The sequence below is a fragment of the Pseudomonas sp. SM4 genome (assembly GCF_051913165.1).
Classification (GTDB): Bacteria; Pseudomonadota; Gammaproteobacteria; order Pseudomonadales; family Pseudomonadaceae; genus Aquipseudomonas.
Genome location: NZ_JBODOE010000013.1, coordinates 106,774 through 125,683, shown reverse-complemented (window position 1 = coordinate 125,683; position 18,910 = coordinate 106,774). Strand labels below are relative to the sequence as shown.

21 protein-coding genes are annotated in these 18,910 nt (G+C 61.0%); 1 reads left to right on the top strand and 20 read right to left on the bottom strand.

What is annotated here, in order from left to right; translation table 11 throughout:
* The first annotated feature begins 48 nt into the window (after positions 1–48).
* On the top strand, positions 49–240 hold the full coding sequence (gene relB, locus ACQ4MY_RS22915) for a type II toxin-antitoxin system RelB family antitoxin (protein ID WP_440096616.1): 192 nt from the start codon (positions 49–51) through the stop codon (positions 238–240).
* A gap of 239 nt (positions 241–479) precedes the next feature.
* Here the strand turns inward: relB and ACQ4MY_RS22910 are convergent, their stop codons facing one another.
* From ACQ4MY_RS22910 to ACQ4MY_RS22815, 20 genes are all read right to left on the bottom strand, one after another.
* On the bottom strand, positions 480–851 hold the full coding sequence (locus tag ACQ4MY_RS22910; protein ID WP_440096561.1) for a DUF6124 family protein: 372 nt from the start codon (positions 849–851) through the stop codon (positions 480–482).
* A 603-nt stretch (positions 852–1,454) separates the two neighbouring features.
* Positions 1,455–1,928, bottom strand: a complete 474-nt coding sequence (locus ACQ4MY_RS22905; protein WP_008077333.1) for a hypothetical protein — start codon at positions 1,926–1,928, stop codon at positions 1,455–1,457.
* 1,116 nt (positions 1,929–3,044) lie between these two features.
* Positions 3,045–3,905, bottom strand: coding sequence for a CsgG/HfaB family protein (locus tag ACQ4MY_RS22900; RefSeq protein ID WP_440096560.1), 861 nt, complete (start codon positions 3,903–3,905; stop codon positions 3,045–3,047).
* Positions 3,906–3,933: 28 nt separating this feature from the next.
* Positions 3,934–4,365, bottom strand: coding sequence for a curli assembly protein CsgF (locus ACQ4MY_RS22895; RefSeq protein WP_008086662.1), 432 nt, complete (start codon positions 4,363–4,365; stop codon positions 3,934–3,936).
* On the bottom strand, positions 4,362–4,754 hold the full coding sequence (csgE, locus tag ACQ4MY_RS22890) for a curli production assembly/transport protein CsgE (RefSeq protein WP_440096559.1): 393 nt from the start codon (positions 4,752–4,754) through the stop codon (positions 4,362–4,364). The genes ACQ4MY_RS22895 and csgE overlap by 4 nt, the downstream gene beginning before the upstream one ends.
* Positions 4,751–5,290 carry a type II secretion system protein gene (locus ACQ4MY_RS22885; protein WP_440096558.1) on the bottom strand — a complete coding sequence of 180 codons (540 nt, stop codon included), beginning with the start codon at positions 5,288–5,290 and terminating at the stop codon, positions 4,751–4,753. Before ACQ4MY_RS22885 ends, csgE begins: the two co-directional genes overlap by 4 nt.
* Positions 5,265–5,639: a type II secretion system protein gene (locus ACQ4MY_RS22880; protein WP_007919395.1), complete on the bottom strand. Its 375-nt coding sequence runs from the start codon at positions 5,637–5,639 to the stop codon at positions 5,265–5,267. Before ACQ4MY_RS22880 ends, ACQ4MY_RS22885 begins: the two co-directional genes overlap by 26 nt.
* 5 nt (positions 5,640–5,644) lie before the next feature.
* Entirely contained in the window at positions 5,645–6,118 is a 474-nt protein-coding gene (locus ACQ4MY_RS22875) for a type II secretion system protein (protein ID WP_194934686.1), read from the bottom strand.
* Positions 6,119–6,120: 2 nt separating this feature from the next.
* Complete coding sequence (locus ACQ4MY_RS22870; protein ID WP_008086656.1) at positions 6,121–7,968, bottom strand: secretin N-terminal domain-containing protein; 1,848 nt, start codon at positions 7,966–7,968, stop codon at positions 6,121–6,123.
* A complete protein-coding gene (locus ACQ4MY_RS22865) occupies positions 7,965–8,477 on the bottom strand; it encodes a hypothetical protein (RefSeq protein ID WP_440096557.1) in 513 nt (170 codons plus the stop codon). The genes ACQ4MY_RS22870 and ACQ4MY_RS22865 overlap by 4 nt, the downstream gene beginning before the upstream one ends.
* Complete coding sequence (locus ACQ4MY_RS22860; protein WP_008086654.1) at positions 8,477–9,025, bottom strand: GspMb/PilO family protein; 549 nt, start codon at positions 9,023–9,025, stop codon at positions 8,477–8,479. The genes ACQ4MY_RS22865 and ACQ4MY_RS22860 overlap by 1 nt, the downstream gene beginning before the upstream one ends.
* Positions 9,012–9,557 carry a PilN domain-containing protein gene (locus ACQ4MY_RS22855; RefSeq protein ID WP_053119077.1) on the bottom strand — a complete coding sequence of 182 codons (546 nt, stop codon included), beginning with the start codon at positions 9,555–9,557 and terminating at the stop codon, positions 9,012–9,014. Before ACQ4MY_RS22855 ends, ACQ4MY_RS22860 begins: the two co-directional genes overlap by 14 nt.
* A gap of 1 nt (position 9,558) precedes the next feature.
* Positions 9,559–10,362, bottom strand: coding sequence for a hypothetical protein (locus ACQ4MY_RS22850; RefSeq protein WP_440096555.1), 804 nt, complete (start codon positions 10,360–10,362; stop codon positions 9,559–9,561).
* Positions 10,343–12,049 carry a GspE/PulE family protein gene (locus ACQ4MY_RS22845; protein ID WP_008086648.1) on the bottom strand — a complete coding sequence of 569 codons (1,707 nt, stop codon included), beginning with the start codon at positions 12,047–12,049 and terminating at the stop codon, positions 10,343–10,345. The genes ACQ4MY_RS22850 and ACQ4MY_RS22845 overlap by 20 nt, the downstream gene beginning before the upstream one ends.
* 81 nt (positions 12,050–12,130) lie before the next feature.
* Positions 12,131–12,661, bottom strand: a complete 531-nt coding sequence (locus tag ACQ4MY_RS22840) for a response regulator (RefSeq protein ID WP_008086646.1) — start codon at positions 12,659–12,661, stop codon at positions 12,131–12,133.
* A gap of 219 nt (positions 12,662–12,880) precedes the next feature.
* A complete protein-coding gene (locus tag ACQ4MY_RS22835) occupies positions 12,881–13,642 on the bottom strand; it encodes a peptidylprolyl isomerase (protein ID WP_440096554.1) in 762 nt (253 codons plus the stop codon).
* Positions 13,643–13,657: 15 nt separating this feature from the next.
* Positions 13,658–15,208 carry an ABC transporter substrate-binding protein gene (locus ACQ4MY_RS22830; protein WP_440096553.1) on the bottom strand — a complete coding sequence of 517 codons (1,551 nt, stop codon included), beginning with the start codon at positions 15,206–15,208 and terminating at the stop codon, positions 13,658–13,660.
* Between the two features lie 8 nt (positions 15,209–15,216).
* On the bottom strand, positions 15,217–15,837 hold the full coding sequence (locus tag ACQ4MY_RS22825; RefSeq protein ID WP_440096552.1) for an SCO family protein: 621 nt from the start codon (positions 15,835–15,837) through the stop codon (positions 15,217–15,219).
* On the bottom strand, positions 15,834–16,490 hold the full coding sequence (locus ACQ4MY_RS22820) for an SCO family protein (RefSeq protein WP_440096551.1): 657 nt from the start codon (positions 16,488–16,490) through the stop codon (positions 15,834–15,836). The genes ACQ4MY_RS22825 and ACQ4MY_RS22820 overlap by 4 nt, the downstream gene beginning before the upstream one ends.
* Before the next feature lie 14 nt (positions 16,491–16,504).
* On the bottom strand, positions 16,505–18,427 hold the full coding sequence (locus ACQ4MY_RS22815; RefSeq protein WP_440096550.1) for a YncE family protein: 1,923 nt from the start codon (positions 18,425–18,427) through the stop codon (positions 16,505–16,507).
* Positions 18,428–18,910: the final 483 nt, after the last annotated feature.

Sequence of the window (18,910 nt, the reverse complement as noted above, 5' to 3'; positions counted from 1 at the left end):
AATAGACTTTCAGGCATTGATCCCGGAGGTGCCATGATCGACCCAAAGATGATTGACCCACTGTGCCCAGTCGTCTCGAACCTTGATCCTGAAGAACAGGCTGCGAGCTATGACCGCTGGTTCAGGGCGGAAGTACAAGCGTCTCTCGATGATCCGCGTCCGAGTATTCCCCATGAGCAAGTGATGGCGGAAATCAATGCCTTGATGGAATCAATGCGCAAAAGCGCTGATGCAGATTAAGTGGCGACCCAAGGCCCGGGTCGAACTCTCGAAAATCCTGAGTACCCTCGACGCGACCCCGGTTAGGATCGCTTCCTCGTCTCAACACAAGAAACCGTGCTTGCCGTGGAGGTACGGTTTTTTTGATCGTTCCCACGCTCTGCGTGGGAATGCCTCTCGGGACGCTCCGCGTTCCAACTCGCGAATTTGACGCAGAGCGTCAAGGGCTGCATTCCCACGCAGAGCGTGGGAACGATCAATCAGCCATCCTTCAGCTCGACGTGATCGAGGGCTTGATTCACCGCCAGTTCGCCCAGCATGACGACTTGAGCGATGCCCAGGGCGGTTTTGCGCTGTGAGGTTTCCAGGGAGGCGGCGAAGTTGATGAGCATTTCGCTGGCCGAGCCGAGGGTTTCGCTGGCGTTGGCCAGCAGGGATTCGGTGTTGTACCTGGGGTTGGCGAGGTACATGGGTTCCGGCTCGTTGACGCTGGACATGATGTGGGCGGTGGGATTGAGGTAGAAATCGAGGGCGCGATCGGCGGCTTCGTGGAGTTTTTTGCTGTCGACTGAGGCGTAGGGGGATGTGGTGTCGGCGTCTGATTCTGGGGGGTTGGGTGTTGGCTTTTTCATGATTATTTACCCTGTATGACGGTTATAGCTGGCCCCCCATTCGGTTTCCAAGCGAATAGGTGGCAGCTGTACGCAGGTTGGAAACCCGGGACAGAGGCAACCCGGCAGACACAAGGTCTCCCACGCACAGCCGCCATAACAAAGTGCACACAGTGAAGGTGCGCAAGGATACGTTATGAATGGCGCTTGTGCGCTCTGTAGTTACTCGGGTTTCCACGCCCGGTCGCTGATTTGGTAGCGACGAACACAGGCTAAAGACCGGACGTCCTACGGACAACCTGAAAACCTTGTGGGAAGGTTCCGCTGATTCAGACACGTCTTTAAACAAACGCAGATCGCAACCCTCACCCTGGCCCTCCCGAAACGTCGGACCGCCCGTAGGGAGAGGGAACTGCCGAGGAGATTGAGAGAGAGACGTCGACGTGCGCTACCGAGTTGAATTCAAGTCTCGGAAAGCGCCAAAACCGGCCGCCTCTCCGCTCTCAAACCACCGGGCTATCCACCAGGCGATGAACGAGGCCCCAAACGTTTTGCGAACACGTTGGACGTCACGTGAAATAGGTACTGACTACGCCGACCCGTGCTGGAAAATCTGCTTTCCAGCTAGATGGTAAAGCTGTCTCGGCCCGTGATATCGAATTCACCGTCGCTGATCAGAACACCGGGATGTACAGCATCCTTTGACTGGAAGTGAAATGTGCCTTTGTAGATATTCTTCTCGCGATCAAAGGTTATATCGAACGAGCCTTCATCGGCGTTGAAGATCCGGGTAGAGGATTTCCCGCCTGTCTTCTGCATCGTGGAATAGGCTGCGGCCACGTGCCCGTTGACGATATCACTGCGACCGTTTTCTATCTCGGCACTGAATACAACCTCAATGACGTTCACCACTGTTTTCCCTTGGGCATCCTGCGTTTCCTGGGCAGCAGCCAATGTCAGATACATCCGTCGCATAGGAACGTGATAGTCATAAGCGAAATTCAAACCGTCCGCCGCAAAAGCCACACCATTGATGTTGGCGCGCAGGGAACCTGAGGTAGGGCTTTCTTCACTCGGAAAAACAAATTCAGTCACCATGTTCATCTCCTTGATTGTCTTGTCCTGTGACCAGATAGTGAATCTGGATGAATCAAGGTAGGTACGGCTTTTTGCGCTGTCTACTGTCAGGGTTGACAGTAGACAGCATTGAAAATCTGTCGATAGGTTTGGGCTGTAGTCTACGAAGCGAAATGTTGCGGACGGATAAGCTGAAAACCCGGTCGGAAGAGTCTGCAAAATCAAAACAACCTTCAAACATTTCGAATCGAAATACGCATATGTAGGAGCTGCCGAAGGCTGCGATCTTTTGATCTTGATCCTAAAAAAGTCAAAGTCAAAAGATCGCAGCCTTCGGCAGCTCCTACAGTGAACGTGTGCAACCGACAGGGATTGCTCGGTTCATCGGCCGCCATCGCTGGCAAGCCAGCTCCCACAAGATCTGAGTGCATTCGCGATATCGTCGATGCCCAATAGATAGCTACCGCGAGCAGGCTCACTCCTACTAGAGCAAGGGCGAGATCAAAAGATCGCAGCCTTCGGCAGCTCCTACAGTGAACGCGCCCGCCATTAGGCCGAGTGTCAGCTCGCCTGCTTTTGATCTTGATCCACGGGCGACGTCGGAAGGCTGAGTGGAGGGATTGATCCGGGGGGGGGAGCGCAGCGACCGTTTGGCGCAGCCAAACACAGCGAGAGGAGGTGCAGCGAAGCAAACCGTAGGCGCTGCGCCCGGATCGATCCCGGAGCGAAGGAACCCCGAGCTTTAGCGAGCGGGCCGCACGTAGGAGCAAGCGTTTTTTTGCTTACTTTTTTTAGGCGTTTGTAAAAAAAGTGAGTCGCCGTCAGGGCGAAACCCTAAGCAGCCGTTGCCGCAGGAATGGATATGTACTCGATCAGAAAGAACCCTACCGCCTGACAGAAAGCCTTCGCGAGCAAGCTCGCCCCCACAATTGGAACTGGGTACATCTGCCAGAGATTGGTCGGCTGTAAGGCCGCCATCGCTGGCAAGCCAGCTCCCACAAGGTCTGAGTGCATTCGCGATATCGTCGATGCCCAATAGACAGCTATCGCGAGCAGGCTCACTCCTACAGGTTTGAACCGGTTTCGACCGAGAGAGCCTGGTCGGCTGTCAGGCCGCCAAGCTCAACAGCAAACACCTCACTCGGCATCCGGATCAATCTTGTTCTGGCTCAAATACCGATTCAACACATCATCCTGCCCAGGCACAGAAGCGTCCCCCGCCACCTGCCACAAATGCCGCTCAATCCCCTGCGCCACCATATGCCCCACCGCCGCCTCAATCGCCGACAGAACACAAAGCTGCGCCGGCTCATTCGTCGTATACCCAACCTCCGCCTCAAGCAACTTCTTGAACTCGATAAACTTGAAAATCCCGGCACTGCGCGCCACCGAATAAATCGTCTTGCTGGTCATCACATTCGCCAACACCTGCCCGCTACGCACATCCACCGCACGCAAATTCACCGTCACCTGATCCACCCGATACTCACGCTGCAGATCAATCCCCAAATACCGCGCCCCTTCCCCACCGCTACGCACATTGGTGTCATACGCGATGATCCCGCCCTCGAGCATCATGTTCGCCGCCTGCAACGGTGGCAGCTCACCCTGAATATTCACCGGCGTATTTGGCTTCTTCTGCGACGCGCGAATGATCTTGCGCTCGGTCAACAGGTTCTGCAGCCCTTCCCGTTCCAGCACCACAAACCAGCCACTGGCCTGCATCGCGTCCATCAACATCGACGCCGCGCCCTGGGTCACGCTGGTGGAAAACGAACTCGCCGGCGTCGGCTTGTACTGCCCGGTCTGATCACGGAAGCCGTACACCACCGCCATCAACCGGCCCTTGGGTCGCGGCATCTTCAGCAAGTCGTAATACGTCGAAGCCCTTGGAGTCAGGGTCGGGGTTTCGGTGTCCTGCTCGGCCGACATCGGCTCACGCAGACTGCACCCTTGTAATGTCGCCAACAGCAGCCCTAACGCGATGATCTTTTTCATGTCCGTTCTCCCCGGAACCGTCAGCCCGTCATGGGTTGAGGCCGTTCACCTGAATTTCCGAAACCTCACCGGTCGCTCGATCGGTCACTTCAATGCTCAGTGCCCCGGAGTCGTCGATGACGTTGACGATAAAAGAGTCGGTGGACAGGCTCCCCGTGTTGCCGGTGGAGATGTTGTCCAGCAACTGCCCTAGCAGCCGCGATTGCAATTGACTGGTGAAGCGCTCCAGCGCCGAGGTGCCGGCCACGGTCGAACGGCTTTTCAAATCCGGATCGTCGTGATCGTTTTGCGCCTGCGCGTTGTTGAGCAACCAGGTGCCGTTGAGCGGGTTGCCGCCGAACGACGGGTTGACCGGCGTGTAGACCAGTTCAGTGGCCTGGACAGCGGCAGCGCTGGCGAGCCCGATCAACAACCCCGAGATCCACAATCCGCTGCGCCGTGAGAACGTTTTGCTGTTCATAGTTCGTCCTTCTCAAGGTCGGTGGTGTCCTGCAACAGAGCCTCCAGCTTGCGCTGGACAACCTGGCGTCGAACCCAGTCGGCGGCGTCATACGCCTCGTCCTTCAGTTCCACGGTGTTCGGCGGCAGGAAGCGCCGATAAACCAGGCGTTGCTGATATTCCACGGTCACCAGGCTGCCCCAGCGCGCGTCGGGCCGCTCGCGCACCACCAGGTTGAAATCCATCGGGCTGGTGTCGCGCAGGCGTTCACTGAACGAGTAATAAAAGTCGTGGCCGATGTGCGAGATCGTGTCGTCGACGATGAAGCCCATCATTTCGTCTTCTTCACCGGCGCTGGCGCAGCACGCCACAGCGGTAAGGATCAGCGCGCACCACCACTGACGAGTCATGGCTGCAACGCCTGCGGCAAATTCGACTGGCCTTTGGCCGGGCCATTGGTGCCCTCGAGGAAGGCTTTTTCGGCGACGAACTGCCAGTCTGAATAACGCTGCATGCCGTCGAAATCCGACCACTGCGTCGGGAAGTCGGCCTGCTTCAATGGCAGCTCCGTCGAAGGGCTGTTGAGGCCGGTGATGCGTCCATCAAAACCGCGTTGCAGCGCCCATTCACCTTGACTGATCGGATCCGGATAGAGCTGGCGCAAGTGATGCCTGGCCTCGGGAAAGCGCTGATCGTCGAGCAGGTCCACCAACTCTTTCGGGTACTGCGCCAGCCCCGGCGAACTGCGGTAGTAGCTGCGCAGCGCCTGAGCGTATTGGGTGCCGACCCAAAGCAATTGGCGTTCACGATCGCGGCGCGAAGCGGTCGACCACAACTCGCCGGCACTGGCCAGGCCCATGCCCATCACCACAATCAGGAACAGCACGCCCAGGTAAGTGAAACCACCCTGCTGCGCACGGTTACCACTCGGAATACTGGCTGCCATCACGCGCCCTCCCGGTAGCACCACTTTTGATGTCGGCCACACCACCGGCAACACCGTCCGGTGGCGCGATCAGCACCCACTGGTCTTTGCGTTCGGTGATCGGATCGAGTGGCGCATTGCGCAGGTAACGTTGTTCGATCAGTTGCTCGATGGAATCCGGATAACGCCCGGTGTCGCCGTAAAAGTGATCCAGCGCCTCGCGCATCGCCGACAGGCTCTGGCGCAGGGTGGTTTCCTTCGACGCCTCGAGGCTGTTGAAGTAGCGCGGCAGCGCGATGGTCATCAGCGTGGCGATGATTGCCATCACCACCATCAGCTCCAGCAAGGTAAAACCTTTTTCCCGGCGCATGAGGTTCACCACTCGCGGTAGGCGATGCCGTTGAGGCCCTTGCCACGGGCGTGGGAATAGACGTCGAACACGTCCTCGCCATCGCGCGGGTTCTGAGCCGAACTGTTGTAGGCGCGCACGCCCCAACCCCCTTCGTCATCACGTTTGGCCGGCACCAGCGGATCGCGCGGGATGCGGCGTAAAAAGTAGAACTTGGCGCCCTTCGCGCTGCGCACATCGCGCACGCCTTCGACCAGCACTTTCAGGTTCGGCGGGTAGCCGCTGCTGTTCAGCGACTTCTCGATGTAACCGGCATCGAAGGCACGCTTGTAGGCATCGATGGCATCGCGAATCTGATACAGCGCGTTGCGCAGCTCCTGCTCCTTGCCACGCCGCACCAGGGTCTCGGTCAGTGGCGCGGCCATGCTCGCCAACAGGCCGATCAGGGCCAGCGTCACCACGACTTCGATCAGGGTGAAACCGCGTTGGGAGGCGTTCATGATCAAGGCTTCTCGACGGTGACGCGGGTGGTGGCCACGGCCGATTCACCGACGGCACGCGGCTGCGCGGCCGGTGACGGCATCACGTAGCTCTGCGAACGATCCGGTGCCTGGATGTGCATGCTGGTTTCGGTGCCGGTGGAGAACTCCATGTCCGACGGGCTCTGATACGGCAGGTTGCGCACGATCCGTGGGGTGATCGACAGCACCAGTTCGGATTTGCCGATGGTGTCTTTGTTGCTGCCGAACAAGCGGCCCAAGCCGGGAATGTCGCCGAGGCCCGGAATCTTGTTGCCGGTAGCACCGTGATCGTTGCGCACCAGTCCGGCGAGGATCTGCGTTTCGCCGTCGTGCAAACGCAGCGAGGTTTGCGCGTTGCGGGTATCGACCTGCACCGGGATCGTGCCTTGGCGGGTCGGTTCCAGCGGCGTGGCGTTACTCACTTCCAGCGCGATCTTGATCGCCACTTCGTTGTTCAGGTGCACGGTGGGCGTCACTTCGAGCTTCAGACCGACATCCAGATAGGTCACGCTTTCAGTGATCACCGGCCCCTGCGTCGACGGCACCGAGGTGGCGCTGATGATCGGCACGCGCTGACCGATGTGAATGCGCGCCTGCTCGCGGTTGCTGACACGAATCACGGGGCTGGCGAGGGTGTTGATGTCGTTGTCCTGCGCGTTGATCTTGGCTTGCGGCGATGGGCCGATGGAGATGCGGTCAGAGTTGATGCCCTTGAGCTGGCCCAACAGGGTGACCGGCGAACCATCGGAGTTGACTACGCCGAAGGTGCTCGGCCATTGCAGGCCAAGGTCGAGAATGCGTTGGGTGGCGACTTCCATCACCTCCACTTCGAGCACCACTTCCGGGTTGGACTGGTCTTGCGATTGCAGGAGTTTTTCGGCCATGCGCACGGCGTCTTCGGTGTCGCGCATGGTCAGGGTATTGAGGCGTTCGTCGACAAACACATCGCGGGTCTTGAGCATGGTTTTCACCATGTTCAGTGCGGTGTTGGCGTCGATGCTGGTCAGGTAGAAAGTGCGCATCACCAGTTCCTGGTAATCCTTCACTTTCTGCGGCGAATCCGGGTAGATCAGCAAGGTGTTTTCGTTCACCACTTTCTGGTGCAACTGGTTCTGTTGCAGCAGCAAAGTCACCGCGTCTTCGATGCGCACGTCACGTACGAAGATTGTGGCTTTCATGTCCGGACGCAGGTCTTTGTCGAAGATGAAATTCAGCCCGGCGACCTGCGACAGCACTTCGAAAATGGTCTTGAGGTTGGCGTCGCGAAATTCCAGGGTTACCGGGCGATCGAGCTTGGTGCGCAGTTGCGGATAGGCAATCACGTTGCGACTCTGCACCAGGCGAATGTTGCCTTGCAGCTCCAGCGCACCGTCGTTGTTCGGGTCGAGTTCGAGGATCTGTTTGACCTGACGATCGGCGCCGTAGATGTCGCCGCGACGCAGGTCGCCACGGGCCAGCTCGAGTTTCTCGTCCATGCTGCGCAGGTAATCCATCTGCTTCAGGGCATCCTGAGCGCGGCGGTTGTTCGGCTCGATGGTCAGCACTCGTGCGTAAGCGATACGTGCCGAGGCGAAGTCGCGGCGCGAGCGATCGGTGTCGCCGGAGGTCAGCAGTGCGGTGATCGCTTTGGCTCGGCCGCTGTTGAGCAGCAAGTGCAATTCGGTGTCGCGAGGATTTTCACGCAGACCTTCCTCGATCCGCGCCAGCCCCGCCTCGTACTGACCCTGCTCAATCAGGTCGGCGGCTTCCTTGTTGGCCACTTGTGCAGAACTGCACGCGGCCAGCCCGGCGCACAGGCCCAGGCTCATCAGCAAACGGGAACGGTTCATTGCGTACTCCCCACAGACAGGGTCTGCGACAAATGCAAAGGCAGGTAAACCAGGCTCAATTCCACATCGGAAATGCCGGTGATCTTCCAGGTGTCGTCGATCACATCCCCGTTGCGCACGACGTAGATCTTTTCGCCGTTCTGCAAAAACACTTGCAGGTCGCTGCGGTCATGCAGCCGGCCGACGAACTGAAACGGCACCGGTGGCAGGCTCGGGGCTTGCACCACTGTGGCCGGGTTGATCGCTTGTTCGGTGACCGTGGCCAGGGTTGGCGCGGCCTTCCAGCTCTTGGCGGCGAACAGATCACCGGCCGGGCTCAAGTCCTTGATCGGCGCATCTTTGGCCTTGGCGGTGCTGGCCGGCAGCGCGCCCCGGGTTTTCCCCGGCGTAGCGACAGCCACTTCATTGGAATCGGCGTCTTCGCTCGGCGAGAAATACGCCGGCAACCACGCCAGCGCCGCCGCCACGCCGAAGAACGCTACCCACCCTGTCACGCGCTTGGTATTCATCACGACCTCGACAGGTAAAGGGTCATACGGATCCGGCCATTGAGGTCGGTGTCGCCAATCTTTTTGCGTTGCAACTCGAGGTCTTCCACCACCACCGCCGGCAACTGGCCGAGCAAGGCGTGCACAAAGCGGCGCAGTTGCGGGTAGCTGCCGCGCACGGGAAGAAGGATCTGATAACGCGCCAGATGGGTTTTCGGGTCGACGCCGAGGGCATATTCGCCGCGTGCCAGGGTGATGTGTTCTTGCGCTGCGAGGGCGTAGATGCGGTCGATGGCGACGGTGGCTTGCGGCTGCGCCGGCAGTTTGTTGCGGAAGTCGTCGAGCTGACGCTGCGGCACCACCGGCGGCGCGATGCTGCCGTCTTCAACCTTGGCCAGGTACGCGGTGGCTTCCTGAGTCTGTTGGCTCAAGTGCTGCAACGATTGCCAGCCCGGCAGCAAACCACCGAGCGCCCAGGCCACGGCGACCAGCAGCAGCGCCAGCCCGGCCAGGCCCGGAATGCCGAGGCCTTGCAGGTATTCGTGGACGATCAGTCTAGGGATTCGCATCGCCCATCTCCCAAGTCGCCGACAGGTTGAATTGCACCGGTTGTTCCGGCGATTTGACGACGATTTCGTGGCTCAGCAGCGAGACGTCGGACAGCTCGTCGCTGGCTTCCAGACGTTTGTGGAAGTCGAGCATCGCTTGCAGATCCCGCGCTTCAGCGCTGATGCGGACCTGGCCTTTGCGCGCATCCGGGGTCAGGCTGAGCAGTGCGACGTCATCGCGCGGCATCGCTTCGAGCATGGCGAACAGGCGTTCCCACGGCCGGCGCAGTTGCTGCGAGACCTTGCGCATCTCGGCGAGGTTCTGCGCTTGCTCGCGGGTTTCCGCCGGGCTCAAAGTGGACTTGGCGCCGCTGTCGCCGGTGAGCTGGCGCTGGGTGGTTTGCAGATGGCCCTGTTGCTGTTCGGTGTGCGCGTCGAGGTGCTGTTGCACGCCAAAGCACAGCAGCGCCAGCAGCACTCCGCCGCCGAGCAAACTCCAACCTAATGGGCCGGAACGAGGACGTGGCTGGAAGTCGAGATTGAGCGCGCGCATGTCAGGCCACCGCCCGGGACATGACGTACAAGCCGTCACGCACAGTCATCGAGGCGTCTTCAAGGGTGCGCAACTGCACACCCGCCACGTCCGGATACGCATCGAGGCGCGCCGGCGCATGCAGATACACGTTGAACGCACGTTCGCTGGTCGAGGCCTGCAACTGCCGTTCGCGACCGATCAAGGCACTCAGCGCGGCATCGCTGTCGCTGCCGCCCACGGAACGCACACCGGCCCAGCGCCCTTCCCTCGCCAGCAACAACACGCTGCGTTGCGGCTCGGCGACGACGAACAGAAAGTCGCCGGCATCGAGGCTTTTGTCGAAACGGTTGAACGCCGCCATCAGGTACGGCTGTACCGAGCGCAGGCGCAGACCACGACCGCTGACCAGCGTGCGCAGGCGTTCGAGCAAGTCTTGCGGCAAAGCGCTGGCGATGCGGTCGTACCCGGCCGGTTCGGCGGACAGCACCAGACTCCAGGCTTGGCTTGGCGCGCCAAACAGGTCTTCGAAACACAATTGGGCAAAGCCGCGCAGTTCCTCAGGGCTGCTGATTTGCGCGCTCCACGGCACCAGGCAGAAACGGCTGAAGTGCCCGGAAATGACCACGCTCAATTCGGCACCGGCACCGGCGTGTTCACCGAGCAGGCAATCGAGGGTGTCCAGCGCCACCGCGTAGCTCTGGAAGCCTTCGTCGATGTAACCGACGCTGCCCAGCCACAGGGTGTCGCTGCCACGCCGCTGCCCCAAGCCAACACCGCTGGCGCCGAGCACGGCGACAAAACGCTCACGAGATAAATGTGACACGGTTGATCTCCTCCAGCGTGGTGCGACCTTGTTCCACCAGCTCCAGCGCCGATTCACGCAGCAGGCGCAAACCACGGGCGCAGGCCAGGGCTTTGATTTGTTTGATCGGTTGGCGCTCGACGATCATCTGGCGCAGCTCGTCGTCAAGGTGCAGCAACTCGGCAATCGCCGTGCGCCCGCGATACCCGCTGCCCCGGCAATGGCCGCAGCCCTTGCCGTGAACGAAGTGGTAATGGTCGACTTTCTGCGGATCGAGGCCGGATGCGCGCAGCTCTTCATCGCTCGGATTGACCGGCGCGCTGCAGCTGGCGCAGACCAGCCGGATCAGGCGCTGGGCGAGAATCGCGTTAAGCGCCGAGACCAGGCTGTACGGGTCGATTTCCATTTGGGTGAAGCGGCCGATCACGTCGAAAACGTTATTGGCGTGGATGGTGGTGAACACCAGGTGACCGGTGAGCGCCGATTGCACGGCGATCTGCGCGGTGTCCGGGTCGCGGATCTCGCCGACCATGATTTTGTCCGGGTCGTGGCGCAGGATCGAGCGCAAACCCCGGGCGAAGGTCAGGCCTTTTTTCTCGTTAACCGGGATTTGCAGCACCCCCGGCAATTGATATTCGACCGGGTCTTCGATGGTGATGATCTTGTCCACGCCGTGGTTGATCTCGGTGATCATCGCGTACAGCGTGGTGGTTTTGCCGCTGCCGGTCGGGCCGGTGACCAGCACCATGCCGTAGGGTTCGGCGGCGAGGCGGCGCAACTGGCGCAGGGTTTCATCTTCAAAGCCCAGCGCCTGCAATTGCACGCCGCAGACCTTGTCGGCCAGATCCTGTTTGTCGAGTACCCGCAGCACCGCGTCTTCGCCGAAGATGCTCGGCATGATCGACACGCGAAAGTCGATCTGACGGCCACTGATGCCGATCTTGAAGCGACCGTCCTGGGGCACGCGTTTCTCGCCGATGTCCAGTTCGGCCATGACCTTGACCCGCGAGATCACCTGCTCGGAGAACTCCGTACCCTGGACTTTGCTGATGTTGTTGAGCACGCCGTCAATGCGGTACTTGATCACCAGACCGTTGCCGGTGGTGCCGAGGTGGATGTCGCTGGCGTGCATTTTCAGCGCGTCGTAGAGGGTCGAGTTGACCAGTTTCACCACGCTGCTGGCGTCTTCGCTGATGCTGGTCAGCGACAGGCTTTGCAGGGTGTCGATTTCGTGGTGAGTGTCGCCTTGGGCGTTGAGCGATTCGACGGCGTGGAAGCTTTCTTCGTGGCGGGCCAGATAGGCCTTGAGGTCATCGGCGTGGACCAGATGCAGCGGCGCGCCGTGCAGGCAGTCGTCAATCCAGGCCAGCCGCGCCGGGTCGAAGGGGTCGGCAAACACACCGATGACTTCGTCGTTGTGGCGCAGCAGGATGAATTCACGTTTCAGGCATTGTGCGAGGGTGACCCGGTCAAACACCGGCGTCGCTTGAAACAGGCTGTCGGTGTCGAGCACCGGGTAATGCAGGGTGGCGCCGAGGGTATGAATGAACGGCATCGGCGCCAGTTCACAGAGTACGCCGAGGGCTTCAAGCACGCGTTCGCCAGAGGTGGCGGCCCGCGCCCGGGCCTGGGCAAGCTGTTCACTGGAAAAGCGCGCGGGGGCGCTTTCGGCCAACAGCGGTTCGACGACAACGGACAGACGTTCCATGGCTTGCTCTCCAACCGGGGCTCAGAGCCCTATCGGCGCGGCAAACCTTGGCGGCAAGTGCCGGAACGTCTGTTCGCGCCATTACTCCCCGGTGAGCATTTGATCGTCGTCCGGTGCCATGGCGTGCAACTGTCGTCGCCGATCCGCCAACACCCAACTGCCATCGTACAACTGCAACGGGAAGCTCTCGGTCCTGCTCTGGCGTCGTTCGACAAAGCCCTCGGAAGGGCTCGCACCGGGTTTCGCTTCACGCTTGATGCCAAGAAGGTCGCAGACCGCTCGGGCCAGTTCCGCCAAAGGAAACGGTTTGAACAGGATGTGGCTGACCCCCAGTTGCCGCGCCCGCTCACAGACTTCAGCGGTCGGGTGACCCGTTATCAGCACAAAATGGCACGTCCTGTTCTGGCGGACTGCGTCGAGCACCTCAAAGCCTTCCATATCGGGCAAGCGGTAATCGAACACCAGCACGTCGGGGGCAAAGGTTTCGGCCAAACCGATAGCCGTCGCTCCGTCATGTGCAATCCGGACGTCCAGCCCCTGCGCCGACAGATAATCCTGAAGGTTTTGTGCAAGCAGCTGTTCGTCTTCGACAACCAGTACTTTGTTAACCAAGGTCGACTCCTTGAAACAGCAGGTCCGATGACCCCGCCCTGAGAGTGCGCCTTACACGTGGTAACGCACACTTCATGCCAGGCTGAGTGCCGGTAATTTTATCTCTTCATGTCCTTGAAATTAATGACAATGCCCGCTCGTCCCGGTACCCCGTTCCCCAGAAACGGGGAAGCACCTGAATGGGCATCGAAGCCATTCCCCACTATTGGGGGGGAACCTTCAATCGTCGTCAATTCGTTCGATCCTGTTCTGCACCCGTAATTGCGCGAGCACCTGACGACGAGCCTGGGTGTTTTGCTGTCGGGCGAGCTGTGCCCTGACTGTATCCAGCCCCTGCAAATCTGGGACATCGGCGGCCTCCAAGTGGTTCGGCAAATAAATCAGGTGCCAGCCGAACGGTGAACGTAGCGGTTGGCTGGCAAACGTGGCGCCGTCGACTATCGAGGCGCGCATTTGCATCAAGCGTAGACGCGCCGCGGCATCTGTGGCGGCATCGGCGTGCGCGGGTACGCGGATCAGTTGATGCCGAGGTTGCAAAGTGTTCGCCCGGATCAACTCGGCGAACACCTGCTGCGCCGCCAGTTCGCGGCGGGTGTACTCGGTGAAGGAAGCCTCGTCGAAACCGGCGTCCTGCAAGCGGCGGAGGAATTTGTCCGTGCCGCCGATGGCGCTACGGGTCTGCTCAACCTGCTGAAGCACCCTGTGCGGGTCGATCTGCACCCCGCGTTTCTGCGACTCTTGCCACAGCAACTCCTTATCGATCAGCGTTTGCAGCGCTGTTTGGCGCAGCTGTTGGTAGGCTTTGGGATTGCGAATGCTCGCCACGGCGCGGCCCTGATCTTCCAGGTATTCGGCGAAGAAGCGCTCGAAACGAAACCCGGAGATTTCCTCGCCGTTGACCCGCGCCACGGCCGCTTCGTTGTTGGCCCACGCCAGTGGCAGCCAACAGCTCAGCAGCAAGATCAGCGTTGTGCGTTTCATGATCGGGCCCTCCGTTCAGGGGCTGGCAACAATCGGTTTATAAGGCGCGACCAGATAGAAACGCTGATCGGGCAAATCCACGGTGACCACATGGGCGCCGCTCAAGCCCAGGCGTCGGCCGGGGCCGAAACTCAGGCGCGGGGTCAGGCCGGTGTCGAAGTCATGCAGGCCTTCCAGCGCCGCCACCAGTTTCTCGCGGCTGGCGTCGCGGCCGGCCTGTTTCATGCCTTCGCTGAGCAGCAGCATCGAGGCGTAGGCGCCGACTTGCAGCACCGCGTGCTGGGCACCAAGGCCTTGGCCTTCGCGCAGCAGCGTCAGGGCCATGCGCCCGGTTTGGGTCCAGTCGCTGGGCACGAATGGATAAGCAAGAAACACCCGCCGGGAAAATCCCTCCGGCACTTGCAGCAACTCACCCGCAACCTGGCTCGAAGCGGCGAACAGATACGGCACTTGCCCGGCGCTTTGCAGCCTCGTTGCCAGACGCCCGAAACCGCCACCATTGCCCAGATAAAACACCGAGCGCGAGCCCAACGGCAGCGCCTCCGCCGCCGGGTCGTAGGCTTGCAGATGGACTTTCTGCCAGCCGTGTTCCTGCAAGTATCCAGCGAGGGTGGTGGCCGCTTGCGCCTGCAACGGGTCGTCCGGATAGGCAATCAGCGTCGGCCCTTGCAGCACGCGCAGGCTGGCCGTGGCGTAGTCGGCCAAGGCGATCAGTTGCTCGCGCAGGCCCGGCAACGGCTCGAAAATCTGCGGACTGGCCTGCATCGAGCCGAGCAACGACAGCGCGCCGATGAGCGGCACACCGGCCTGTTCCAGACGCATTCCCAGTTCGCTGTCGAGGGCCGGCGCCAGCGGCGCGATTAATGCGAACACTTGTTCTTGCTCGATCAACTGCTGCAGGGCTTGCTCGGCGCTGGCGCGATCCGGGCCGGGATCGATCACCGTCAGGCGCAGTTGCCGCCCATGAATGCCACCGGCCTGATTGATCCGCGCAACACTGCCATTGAGCACCGCTGCCACGGTCATGCCCTCCTCGGCCAGCGGTCCTTGGCTGGGCAGCAAGGTGCCCAGGTGCAAGGTTTGCGCCTCAAGGCCGGGATCACGCTCATCGGCCAGGCGTTTGAGATACGCGGTGAGGTTGCGCTGATCTTTCATCGACAGCACAAAGCGCGGCATGCTCGGGTCGAGACGATTGTGGCCGGGGTCGCGGCCCTGCTCGATCACCGTCGCCAGCGTGCTTTCGGTGTACGCCGGATAGCTACGCCCGTTGACCTGTTGCTGGCCATACGTGCTGGTCAGTCGCGCCCAGTTCAGCGGCGGCGGACGCACCCCGCCCTCGGGTCGACCGAGGCCATCGGCGCCGTGGCAATTGGCGCACGGCAGGCTGGTCGCCGGGAGCAACACATCTGCCGCACCGACCCGCGCCATGATCGCCTCGCCACTGGCCGACAAGCCCTGACGGTACAGGCGCTTGCCCGCCGCCTCTTCCGGGGTCAGCGGCGCAGCACCCGCGCCAAGGCTGATGCCAGCGAGCAGGATCAGGGCGAGGACGCGGCAGCGGTTCATGGCGCGGCTCAGCGACCGGCCACGGGCATTGTCAGCAACTGCAAGCGCTGGGCAATGGCGGCGGCCGGGGCGTCGGGGCGAATTTTGCTCCAGCGTTTGTTGGCGACATCCCCAACGATCAACTGCGTCGAGTGCTGCTCGGGCGTCGGCACGATCTGGCCGATGCGACTCAGCACCAGATCCATCTGCGCCTTGTCGCCGGTGAGAAAAAGCCAATGAGGGTCATCGGAACCCTGCTTCAAGGTGTAAGCCTTGAGCACCGCCGGCGTGTCGCGCAGCGGGTCACTGGTAAGGGAAATAAAAGTGATGTCTTGCGCCTTGTCGCCCAGCAATTCGCGGACTTCCTTGAGCTTGCGGGTGATCAGCGGGCAGGCATCGTTGCAACTGGTGAAAATCACGTTGAGCAGAACGATGCGGTTTTGCAGCGCGTCGCTGTAGAAGCGCAGGGTCTCGCCGTTCTGATCCTGCAACGGTGTGTCGGTGAACCAGGTTTTCGCGTCGTGGGTGCCTTTGGCCGGCGCGGCAGCCACAGCGGCTGGCGGTTCTGAAACGTGACCTTCGTGGGCCAGCGCGACGTTGCTGAGAATCCAGAAACACACGGTCAGGGAGATCCAGTCGAGCAGTCTCATGGCTGTTGCTCCATGGCGATGGCGGTGTGTTTGGCGTGGGTGCGCAGGCCGCTGAGTTTTTCCACTTCCTTGGCCAGCAACGCCGGGTCGGTGAAGCCGTAGTAGCGCATCCAGTGGCGGCTGTCGCCGTCGCCGACGAGGATCAACGGTTGATGACTCTTCAGGTCACCGCTGAAACTGCCGAGGCCTTTGAGGGTTTCATTGATCGATTGTGCTGAGCCGGTCAGCCAGCTCCAGCCCGGCCCGCGCTGGAAGGTACGGGCATAATCCTGCAGGCGTTTCGGGTCGTCGCGCTGTGGGTCGATGCTGATCGACACCAGTTGCACTTCCTTGCCGACCCGCGCGCCGAGCTGTTTCTGCACCTTGCCCATGATCGACGAGACCACCGGGCACACCGTCGTGCAACTGGTGTAGATGAAACTCATGACGACAATTTTGCCCTGCACCAGGTCTTGTTCGAGGCGAACGGTTTTGCCGGTCTGGTCGAACAGCGGCACGTTGGCGAACTTGACCTGGGTGTGTTCTTGCGTGCTGCTCGCGGGCGCTTTGTGCCCGGCGTGTTCGTCTGCCGAGTGGGCGTTGGCGTGTTGAACGCTGAGGCTCAACAGGCACAGGGTCAGGGTCAGGAGGCCAGTGGATGCAAATCGGTTCATGTCGAAACTCCTCTTCAACGGGCCTGGTCGGGGGTGACCCGAACACTGGCAAAGGTCTTGTCATCGAAACCGGCGCCCAACGATGCCGCGCGCACATGCAGGTACCAGGCGCCGCTGCGGTCGAGGCTGATCGGCGCTTCGTACACGCCGTCGGCGACTTCCAGCGCCGCCACTTCACGCGGGTGTGAAGTGGGCGCGAGGTAGTAGCGCAGTTGCACGTCTTTGACGCCGCTGCGTTGGGTTTTGTCTTTGCCCTGAACGATGCGGAAGCGCACGACGTAGGGGTCGTTGAGCGCTACGGCAGTCTTGTCGAGGAGGAACTCGACTTTCGGCTGGCCGAGGTGTTTTGGCTGTTTGCCGTCGCTATCAATCTGCGCGGTAAAGCAGTGAATGATGTTCGGTTGATTGAGCAGGAACGCCACGTCGAAACGCCCCGCTGCCGGCAGTTTCACCCGTGCGCTGTACAGGCCCGGCGAGACTTCGCGCAGACTGCGATCGATGACCATGGCGGCGCGGGCGATCTGGCCACGGTTGGGGTAACCGGACATCGGCGCGTTCATGCCTTCGGCGTAGAAGTAGGTGGTGTTGTCCACCGGGTTGACCACGAACACCGCGTTGTCATCGCGCGATACGGCGAGGCTGGAGGCCAGCGGCAAATTCCCGGCCAGGCGCGGTGCTTGCGGGCCGGCTTCGAAACCCTGGCTGATCGGCTGGCGACCTTCGCCGAGCGAGGACAGGTTGATCATGGTGACTTTTGGCGAGGCGAGCCCGCGGATGTAGGCGTAGGCCTGGGTGAACACCACTTGGTAGGGTTCGGCGCTGACGTCCAGATCATGGATGGCGCTGTTAGTGGCGGCGTCGATGATGGTGGCGCGGTTTTCCACGGTGTTGAGCACCACGCCGAAGCGGCCGTCGGCGCTGAAGCCCATCGGGCCGAGGCCTTGTTGCAGTTTGATCACCCGGCGAATGGCGTGGGTGCCGGCGTCGATCACGGTGACGGTGCCGTCCTTGCCATCGGCCACGTAGACCGCGCCGGACAGCGCCGAGTAGGCGACTGACAGAGGATGGGAGCCGGTTTTGATCTGCTCGACGATGTTCAGGCTGGCGATGTCGATCACGCTGACAGTGCCGTCGTCGCGGTTGCTGACGAAGGCGAAGCGGCTGTCTTTGCTGAAGGTGATTTCGTGGTGGCCGCGTCCGGTCTGTAAATGTTTGAGGGATTTGAGGCTTTGGGCGTCGATCACGGTGACGCCGGAGTCTTCGGTTTTGCTCGCGTTGTTGCCGACCCAGAGCAGGCGTTCGTCCGGTTGCAGGGCGACGCGAAACGGTTGGCTGCCGGCGCTGATCGAGTCGATGACTTTGAATTGTTCACTGTCGATCACTGCCACTTCACCGGCTGTCGGCATCGAGACGAATACGCGTTTGTTGTCTTTGGGCGTGACCCAATCCATCGGCGGTTGCTTGAGTTCGATCCGCGCGAGGGTGCTGGTGATGCCGCCGACCGACACTGATGGATCGACCACGGCGATGCTCGCGTCGCGGTTCATCACCAGCAGGAAATAGCTGTTGAGGTCGAGCAACGGCCGCGCGCCGATGTTGGACTTGAGGAACACGCCGACCCGGGCTTTGCAGCTCTGGTCACGGCCCTGGGCCTTATCGGCAGCGAGGGTTTGCGGATCGACCCAGGCACCCGGGGCCACGCCGGACAGAGGCTGGCCGGAAGCGCTGTCGCTGATGCGGAACTGCACATCGGCGAACTCGCCTTCACGCAGTTTGCCGTCGGCGGCCAGTGGCTTGAGATCGAAATCCACCGCCACACCGTCACGGTTCAGCGTCTGCCCGCTGCCGGTTTGCGCCAACGCAATTTCACTCAGCGTCAGCAACGCCCCGGCCATGGCCAGCGTGCAAATCCCGATGATGTTGATGATCCTGTTCATACCACCCTCCGCTCATTTGCAAACTCATTCCCTGTAGGCCTTCGCCTGCTCGCGATGGCGTCATCCGCCTCACCGTCCGAAACCGAGTTGTCCCGATCGCGAGCAGGCTCACTCCTACATGAGATTTGCATTCATCTCACCTATCTCACTGCCCACCGCAGCCCCTGTGGGAGCTGGCTTGCCAGCGATGGCGTCCTTCCAGTCACATCAATGGCGCCTGTGCCGCCATCATCGCTGGCAAGTCGAATCGTCGAACCGCAGCTCCCACAGGTTTTGCATTCATCCCGCCATCCTCGCTACCAACCACAGCCCCTATGGGAGCTGGCTTGCCAGCGATGGCGCCCTTCCAGTCACATCAATGGCGCCTGTGCCGCCATCATCGCTGGCAAGTCGAATCGTCGAACCGCAGCTCCCACAGGTTTTGCATTCATCCCGCCATCCTCGCTACCAACCACAGCCCCTATGGGAGCTGGCTTGCCAGCG